Annotated in this window: 10 protein-coding genes and 1 pseudogene; 9 read left to right on the forward strand and 2 right to left on the reverse strand. The window is 64.7% G+C overall.

Going from position 1 to position 7,538, the window contains the following annotated elements; genetic code table 11:
• The 7 genes and pseudogenes from ACFQEV_RS00480 to ACFQEV_RS00510 form a co-directional block, all read left to right on the forward strand.
• A pseudogene (locus ACFQEV_RS00480) lies at window positions 1–1,259 on the forward strand (hypothetical protein); the annotation flags it as partial.
• Window positions 1,260–1,487: 228 nt separating this feature from the next.
• Window positions 1,488–1,658: a hypothetical protein gene (locus ACFQEV_RS00485; RefSeq protein WP_379691919.1), complete on the forward strand. Its 171-nt coding sequence runs from the start codon at window positions 1,488–1,490 to the stop codon at window positions 1,656–1,658.
• Window positions 1,655–2,857, forward strand: a complete 1,203-nt coding sequence (locus tag ACFQEV_RS00490; protein ID WP_379691920.1) for a DUF2213 domain-containing protein — start codon at window positions 1,655–1,657, stop codon at window positions 2,855–2,857. The genes ACFQEV_RS00485 and ACFQEV_RS00490 overlap by 4 nt, the downstream gene beginning before the upstream one ends.
• Complete coding sequence (locus ACFQEV_RS00495; RefSeq protein WP_379691921.1) at window positions 2,858–3,199, forward strand: hypothetical protein; 342 nt, start codon at window positions 2,858–2,860, stop codon at window positions 3,197–3,199. It begins immediately after the preceding gene.
• 4 nt (window positions 3,200–3,203) lie between these two features.
• Entirely contained in the window at window positions 3,204–3,701 is a 498-nt protein-coding gene (locus ACFQEV_RS00500; protein ID WP_379691922.1) for a hypothetical protein, read from the forward strand.
• Between the two features lie 307 nt (window positions 3,702–4,008).
• Window positions 4,009–4,233, forward strand: a complete 225-nt coding sequence (locus tag ACFQEV_RS00505; protein ID WP_379691923.1) for a DUF8136 domain-containing protein — start codon at window positions 4,009–4,011, stop codon at window positions 4,231–4,233.
• Entirely contained in the window at window positions 4,230–5,720 is a 1,491-nt protein-coding gene (locus ACFQEV_RS00510; protein WP_379691924.1) for a terminase large subunit domain-containing protein, read from the forward strand. The genes ACFQEV_RS00505 and ACFQEV_RS00510 overlap by 4 nt, the downstream gene beginning before the upstream one ends.
• A 171-nt stretch (window positions 5,721–5,891) precedes the next feature.
• On the opposite strand, the gene ACFQEV_RS00515 is transcribed toward ACFQEV_RS00510, so the two are convergent.
• Both ACFQEV_RS00515 and ACFQEV_RS00520 read right to left on the reverse strand, forming a co-directional pair.
• A complete protein-coding gene (locus tag ACFQEV_RS00515) occupies window positions 5,892–6,245 on the reverse strand; it encodes a hypothetical protein (RefSeq protein ID WP_379691925.1) in 354 nt (117 codons plus the stop codon).
• A 65-nt stretch (window positions 6,246–6,310) separates the two neighbouring features.
• Complete coding sequence (locus tag ACFQEV_RS00520) at window positions 6,311–6,856, reverse strand: hypothetical protein (RefSeq protein ID WP_379691926.1); 546 nt, start codon at window positions 6,854–6,856, stop codon at window positions 6,311–6,313.
• A 203-nt stretch (window positions 6,857–7,059) separates the two neighbouring features.
• Between ACFQEV_RS00520 and ACFQEV_RS00525 the strand changes: the two genes are divergently transcribed.
• Complete coding sequence (locus ACFQEV_RS00525; RefSeq protein ID WP_379691927.1) at window positions 7,060–7,302, forward strand: ArsR family transcriptional regulator; 243 nt, start codon at window positions 7,060–7,062, stop codon at window positions 7,300–7,302.
• Entirely contained in the window at window positions 7,299–7,496 is a 198-nt protein-coding gene (locus ACFQEV_RS00530; RefSeq protein ID WP_379691928.1) for a hypothetical protein, read from the forward strand. Before ACFQEV_RS00525 ends, ACFQEV_RS00530 begins: the two co-directional genes overlap by 4 nt.
• Window positions 7,497–7,538: the final 42 nt, after the last annotated feature.

Here is a 7,538-nt window from a genome sequence, read left to right on the forward strand (position 1 = left end):
TCCCCCTGTGGTTCGACGAGTACAAGCCCAGCGACATTTCGTCGTACCGTCTCGACTTCTTCCACAACCTCTACCGGAAGGCGACGCGCGGTGCCTTGGAGGTCCGCGGGAACGCGGACAAGACGACGGACGAGTACAAGATTGAAGCCCCCGTTGTGGTTTCGGGCGAACAGTCGATACAGGGACCCGCGGAGCGCCGCCGGTCGGTCATGACCCAGTTCCGGACCGAAACGACAGACGCAGGCACGGAGACGGCGGAGGCGTACAAGAACCTCGTCGGCAAAGCCCGCGTCGACGGCGGCGAATTGGAACTTGGGTCGGACGCCCCCGACCCGGCTGAGCACGCGCTCGCATACTACCGATTCGTCACCGGGTTCGACGAAAACCGCCTTCGCAGACTGTGGTACGACTCCCTCGAACACGCCCACGCCCGTGCGGACGCCCTCGGTGTCGTCGATGAATTAGACGACCTCGAAATGCAGGGCCTCCAGACAGTCGTGTTCGGATTCACGCTCTACCACGAGTTTGCGGAGCACGTCGGCGCGGACACGGAGAGCCTTCCGACGGAGGAGGACCTGAACGACGCTCTCGAATACGTTGTCGAGCGCATCGGCCCGGCAGGGAAGCGTAAGAGCCACACCGACCGGTTCATTGAACTGTTCGAGCGCGCGGTCGTGGCGGGGTACCTCGAACAGGGCCAGCACTACGAAATCGTGCACGAGTGTACGCCGCGAGAGCAGGTCCGCATCAACCTCCCCCGGTCCTTCGACGCTATCTCGAAGTACGCCAAGGACCACGACATACGGAGCGAGGACCTTCTGAATGCCCACAGCGACTACCGCGACCGCTTCCGCGAACTGGCCGAACAGCCCGGCTCCTTCGTGAAGTGCACCGACCAGTATACCGCCGGTGTCTCTCAGTGTACCGGAATCTCGACGCTCGGGGCTATGAATGACCTCGAAGGGTTCGACCGTGCCTCTCTCGGAGTCGGCCCCATAGAAGGAGACGAGGAGGTCGTGGCTCTCGTAACCACAGACGACGAGTCCGACACCGAGGGCAACGGAGACGAGTACGAACAAACCACCGTGCGGGTGAAGCGGGCGCTTCAGGATGACCCTCTCACCATGTCCGAACTGTGCGAACAAACGGGGTGTGAGGAGAAACCGGTGAGAGACGCCCTATCTACAATCCAAGGGGAAACGTACCTCGACGTGAGAAAGGCAGAGTCCGACGGGGAGACGCGGTACTACATCCCGTAGCGTACCCTCCCCCGCGCCGCTCGCCACCGGACCGAGAGCGACGGCCACGCCCCGCCGTTTCTTCTTGGATACCTCCGGGTTCTGACACTGGGGTCACGGACCCGCCGCGTCGGAGCGTGAGACGCGGCGTCGCGCCTTCCCTTCATGTGTAATCGAAATTACAGATATCCGAAGACTTAAGTCGGTGGGATTATAATACAGTGCCATAGGACGCCTCTGCAACTGATTATGAGCCAAACTACCGACCCCCGCGGACAGAACACTTCGGACAAGACCACGATTTCCGTCTCCCGAGAGTGTCTCGAAGTCCTGTGGGACCTGAAGCGAAACCGCTACGAAACCCACGAAGAAGTCCTCCGCCGGACGATTCCCGCCTTCCGCGACGCCGAGGAGAAATGAGCGGACGCCAGAACCACGCCGTCGAGACGGCCACGCCCGACCTCTCGGGACCGACCCCCGGAGACTCGTCGAGCGTTCGCGTCGAGACGGACGCCACCGGGACGGACTACCTCGTGGTTCCCGGCGTCCTGTTTCAGTCGGGCGTCTACAGCTACCCCGACGGACGCGGCGGAACGACGCGGGAGTACCTACCGAAAGAGGAACTGGCCGAGAGCGCGCCCAAGTGGAACGGCGTGGCAGTGACGCTCGGTCACCCGACGGCGAACGGGGAGTACACCGGCGTCTCCGACCCCGAGAGCGACACCCCGGTAGTCGGTATCCTCCAGAACGTCGAGGCCGACGGCGACCGTCTCCGAGGAGAGGCGTGGATAGAGCAGGCCCTTCGCGGGAACTTCGGCGGCGACCTCGAACACGCAGCCGACGCCTTCGAGCGCGGCAACGTCGTGGAAATTAGCCCCGGCTACGTCCCCGAGTTAGTGACGCAGACGGGTGTTCACGACGGACGCGGGTACAACGCGATACAGACTAACCTCACGCCCGACCACTTCGCCCTCCTTACGGGACTGACGGAGGAGGGGAACTGCTCGGTGTCGGAGGGGTGCGGACTCGGCGAACCGAGAGCGAACGAGACTATCACTATGAGCGGAATGAGAGCCAACCACACGCGCGCGGGAGAATGCTCCTGCGGCGGACACGACGAGAGCGACGAGAGCGACGAGAACGACACCCGGACGAACGAGGAGATACAGGCGGACCTCCACAAGGAGATAGCCGCCCTCCGCGAGGAGCAGGCCGAACTGCGCGACCTTCTCACCGAACGCGAGGAGAGCGACGACGCCGACGCCGACGACCGGCAGAACACCGCGCAGAGCGACGACGACGACAAGCCCGTGGGCAACTTCCTCGGCGTACAGTCCACCGTCTCGGCGCACGACCGCTCGGAACCGAGAGTCAACACTGGATACGGCGGTTACAACGAGTGGTTAGAGGCGCAGGCCGCCGAGAAAACGGGCAAGGAGACGCGGGCGAACACCGGGACCGACGTGGGGGCCGGGAGTCTGTCTGAGTGGGAGGAGCGCACGGAGAACGTCGTCACGAACGCCGACTACTTCGCCCTCGAAAAACCCGAGAGCATCGCCGAACGGAAGGCCCGCAAGGAGCAGGAGGTGCGCGAGCAGCTGGACGAGGAGGACGTATAGATGCCCGCGGTATGCGCCGAAGGGTACCACGACGCGGACCTCGGCCCCGGGGAGTCGTTAGAGTTCACCGTCAGCACGAGCAAGTCCTACGCGGAAGTCGTGACTCTCCTCGTCGACGACGGCAACGACGGCGGCCCCGCACCCTACACCCTCGCACGCGCCGTAACCACGAGGGGAACCCACGAGTGGATGACCTACGAGGTGACCGGGACCGAGGAGGACCCCTGCACCGAGCGGATGCACCGCGACGACTCGCTCCCGACGGCGATGCGGTACACGCTGACCCACGTCGGAGAGGAGGAGTCCGCCCACTACCGGGTTTACGTGAAATCGCACTCCTAAACGCATGGCCGACGGACAGACGACATTCAACGCGTTCGCCCGCGGTGTCACGGACGACACCGAGAGCGACGCCGACGCCGACGCCGACGCCGCCGACGACGGCCGGGCGGACGTGGCCGAGGCGGGAGAGACACTTGCACGCGTCTACGAGACGCTGACCGGCGAGGAACTCGTCCCTGCCTCGACGTTTCACGTTGGGACGACCGCCGACGCTGCGCGACTTACGAAACTGAGCGCGTCCGTCGTCGAGAACGCCGTCGAGGAGAGAATCCCGCCCGGTTACAGGCCCGAGAGAGAGGAGTGGGTGCAAGACGCCGCCGCGACCCTCGGACGTGTCTACGCGACGCTGACCGGCGAGGACGAACCGATTCCGGAGGAGGCGTTCGACGCCCTCGACGCGAGCGACATTGCCCTTCTCACCAAGGCGACGGCCTCGATGATAGAGAAGAACGTGACCGCCGACGCGGAGGACACGCCCGTCGACCTTCCCTACTACCAGTGACGCACTCACCGATGACCCCACGACGAGAAGCGCGGGAGAGGTGTAGCTGTTCATCCAGCGGATTCGGCGCGGTCGTCGTCGACACTCTCGTCTCGGTGCAGTTCGCTCGGCATCTCGCGTCCTCTCATGGGGGCGCGGCGGTGCCTTCCGAAACGACCGAGATAAGCGGTAGATAAGCGGCACTTACGAACCACCCCGAACGCGCTCAGACGCCCGATTTTACACGATACAAGCGAAAATGACCTCAGAAAACGCCTCTCAGACGGGAAAACCCGCCTCTCACGCGGCGGCCGACGAGTACGACAGTATGCTGGCGGAAGTGGACGCCACGATAGAGAGCCTGCGCGACGACATCGAGAACGGACGCATCCGTGACGTGGACCGCGAGAAGGTCCGCATCCAGCAGTACCGCGCCCTCGCCTACCTCATTCGCACGAAGCAGAAGGTCCTCCAAGACAAGACGCTTCAGGAACTGGCCGAAGAGATAGAGGAACTGAAAGAGCAGCGGGACACCGCCCGGGTGCGACGGTGACGACGCCGACCGAAAAGCGCCTAAAACGCGACCTCGAGGAGGTGAAAGGCGGGACCGACCCGGCGGCGGGAGACGTGTCCGTCGAGTGGCGCGACGCCGACCCCGAAGCCCGCCCGGACGGCATAGAGTTCGACGCCGACGACGCGACGCTCTACTACGACGTGTGGGGCGCACAGAGCGACTGTCTCGACACCATCGAATCCGACGACTACGACCTCGTGGCGTTTCTCGCGGGGTACGGCGCGGGCAAGTCCGTGTTCGGCGCGCGGTGGTTGATAGCGAACGCCCTCGACTACCCGGAGTCGTCGTTTCTCGCCCTCGGCGTGGACTTTCAGAAGGCGCGGAACACGACGTACCCTAAACTGTTCCAGCAACTCCCCGGCGAACGGACGGATTCGGTGACCTCGACGTTCAACGGGCCGGAGTCCTCGCCGATAGTCGCGGACTACAACCGGCAGAGCCACCTGCTCACCCTTCACAACGGTTCGACTATCCTGCTCGGGAGTGCGGACAAGTATTCACGCTACGCGGGCGCGGAGTTTGGTGCCGTGTGGGCCGACGAACCGTCTCACTACGGCGAGGTGCTACACGACCTCAACGACATGATAACGACCCGTCTCCGGGGCGTGGACGGCCCGAAGACGCAACTGTGGACGCTGACGGGCGAAGGCTTCAACGCCGCGTGGGAGATTCTGGAGAAGCGCCAAGACGCCGAGGGCGACCCTATCGGTCTCGACATTAACGTTCTCACGGCGTCGATGCTCGACAATCCGTACCTCACGGACGGCGACAAAGAGCGATTCCGCCGGAAGTTCGAGGGGACGGGGAAGGAGCAGCAGGCGCTTCACGGGGGCTTTGCGGCGGCCACCGGCCTCGTGTATCCCGCGTTCGACCGCGACACGCACGTCCTCCCCCGGGACGAAGCGCACGCCCTCGTGACCGACGGGTGGCGCATCTACGGGTACGACGCCGGATGGAACGACCCGCGTGTCCTGTTGGAAATCGGGAAGACCTCGCAGGGGCAGTTGGTGGTCCTCGACGAGTTCCACGAGTCGGAGACGCACGTCGAGGACGCGATAGCGTGGCTCAACGAGAACGGCAAGCCGAAGGGAACCATCTACGCCGAACACGAACCCTCCGAGATTATCAAGTTCCAACAGGCGGGCTACAGCGCGGTGAAAGCGGAGAAGTCCATCGACACGGGTATCTCGGAGGTGCGCCACCGTCTCGAAGTAGACGGCGAGATGAACACCCGTCCGAAGGTGTCCCCGACGTTGGACGGCGACGGCGACCTCGTGACGTTCGACTCACGCCCCGCTGCGGGGCTGTACGTCTCCAAGGAGTGCCAGCACCTCATTCGGGAGTTCTTCTCCTACAAGGAGGAACAGGTCGGCAAGTCGACGGCGACGGACCACTGTCTCGACGCGCTCCGCTACGCGTGTATGGGCCACGGCAAGGGGCGACCGAAGGTCCCAGCGACGTGGTAACGACGGCGGCACGAGCGGCGCGAGGGCGCGTCGCCACGCCGTCCGGCGGTCGGTTATATGCGAACGGGAATTGGCTCTCGAACGCGCTGTTTCTCCCCGACGGTCCCGAATTTCGTACACTCCGTTTTGCAGAGTAGAACCGACTTGTAGGGACGGTGAGGTGTCCCCGTGTCAGTCGTCGCTCTCGACGCGGCGGCGGACGGCGGCGGTGGCGTCCTCCCCGTCGGGGGTCACGAAGCGGAGGGAGAGCGACACGTAGTCTCTAAGCAGGTCGGTGAGCGCGGCGTCCGACAGGTCGGCGTCGGCGATGGACGCTCTCCACGCGGCGCTGGCGAGGACCCACGGGGGGACCTCGACCTCGACGGGGACCTTGACGGAGTGGTGCGGGTCGGGGACGCTCTGTTCTCGCTGAACGTCCGGCGGGTAGCGCGTCCGGGCGACGGCGCGTTCGGTGGCGGTCGGCAGGGTGGTACGGGGCAGGTCGGCGAACAGGTCAGAAACGTCGCCTTTTGTTTCACGGGTCATAATTATCAGTGGTAGAAGCGCGGAAGGGGTGGTTTCTCCCCCTCCGTCCCGGGGTTCACGTCGGGTTAGTCGTCGTTCTCAGCGGTCACGTCGGCGGGGGACCGGAATCCCGCGCGGTAGCAGGGGAAGCACGGCAGCTCCTCCGCGTAGGGAGAGCAGTCGCACTCCGGGGGACGCTCACCGGGCGTGAGGGGTTCCCGTGGTTCGACGCGGCCACCGTCGGCGACGAGACGGCGCGGGGTGTCCGACCCGGTGAGAGTGGCGAGTGTGAGGCCACCGCGGACGTGAATTCCTATTTGGTCGTCCACGTCGGCGACGGGGACCGCGGGGAAGGGACGCTCACCGCGGATGATAGCGACGCGGCGGGCGTGCTTGCACAGTTCGTCGTCGAGGTTGTGCGTGGCGTCGGGGCAGTCGCACGCACCGGTCCGGGCGTCCACGGTGTACTCACCGCCGGACTGTGAGACGACGCAGTACAGGTCGTCGGCGTCCTCGACGCGGGGACCGTTCGGGAGGACCGTCATGTACTCGGTGACGGCGCGCACGTCGCGCGGTTCGGGGTCGGTGGTGAGAGCGATGCCTTCAACAGCGTCGGATTCGTTGTTTTGCATGGTCTTCGGCTCCTTAGAAGGCCAATCCCGGGTGTTGGCGCACCCGGGGCACTTCTACGCCCCCGAGGGGACCGGCCTTCTACACCCATACATACGAGTGCAAGGGGCTTAAATGTGCCTTGAAGGTTCAACCACCCGAGGCGTCCGAATGCATGGGTTTATGTACTCCCATGTCGTACGTCTGCATGGAGACGTTTGATACCATGCCCTACGACGAGAGAGACGAGACGACTAAACGGTTCACCAGAAAGTTCTCCGACGAGGACTTTCTGGACGCCGTGCGCGACGGCGACGACGCCGGCCTCACGACGCGGGACGTGGCCGACGCCGTGGGGTGCAAGTACCGCACCGCGCACGCTCGCCTGAGCGACCTTGCAGAGGAGGGGCGCGTCGGCCAGCGGAAGGTCGGGAGCGTTCTTCTGTGGCTTCCCACGGAGGAGCAATGACCGACTACCGTACCGTCGTGGCCCCCGCGGTGTTCACGGTCCTTACGGTTACCCCCTTCGCGGACGAACCGGAGTACCGAGAGTACGAGGTCGGAAGTGACGACCTGCCGCTGTTCTTGGAGAGCATGGCGGACGAGCAGCACGCCGAACGGGTCGTGACCGTCGAGCGCGGGGAGCGAGAGGACGAGCAGTGAGCGCCCCCTTCCGCGGTCCACTTGGCCCTACGCGGTTAAGAC

This window comes from Halopelagius fulvigenes, assembly GCF_042662625.1.
GTDB classification, from domain to species: domain Archaea; phylum Halobacteriota; class Halobacteria; order Halobacteriales; family Haloferacaceae; genus Halopelagius; species Halopelagius fulvigenes.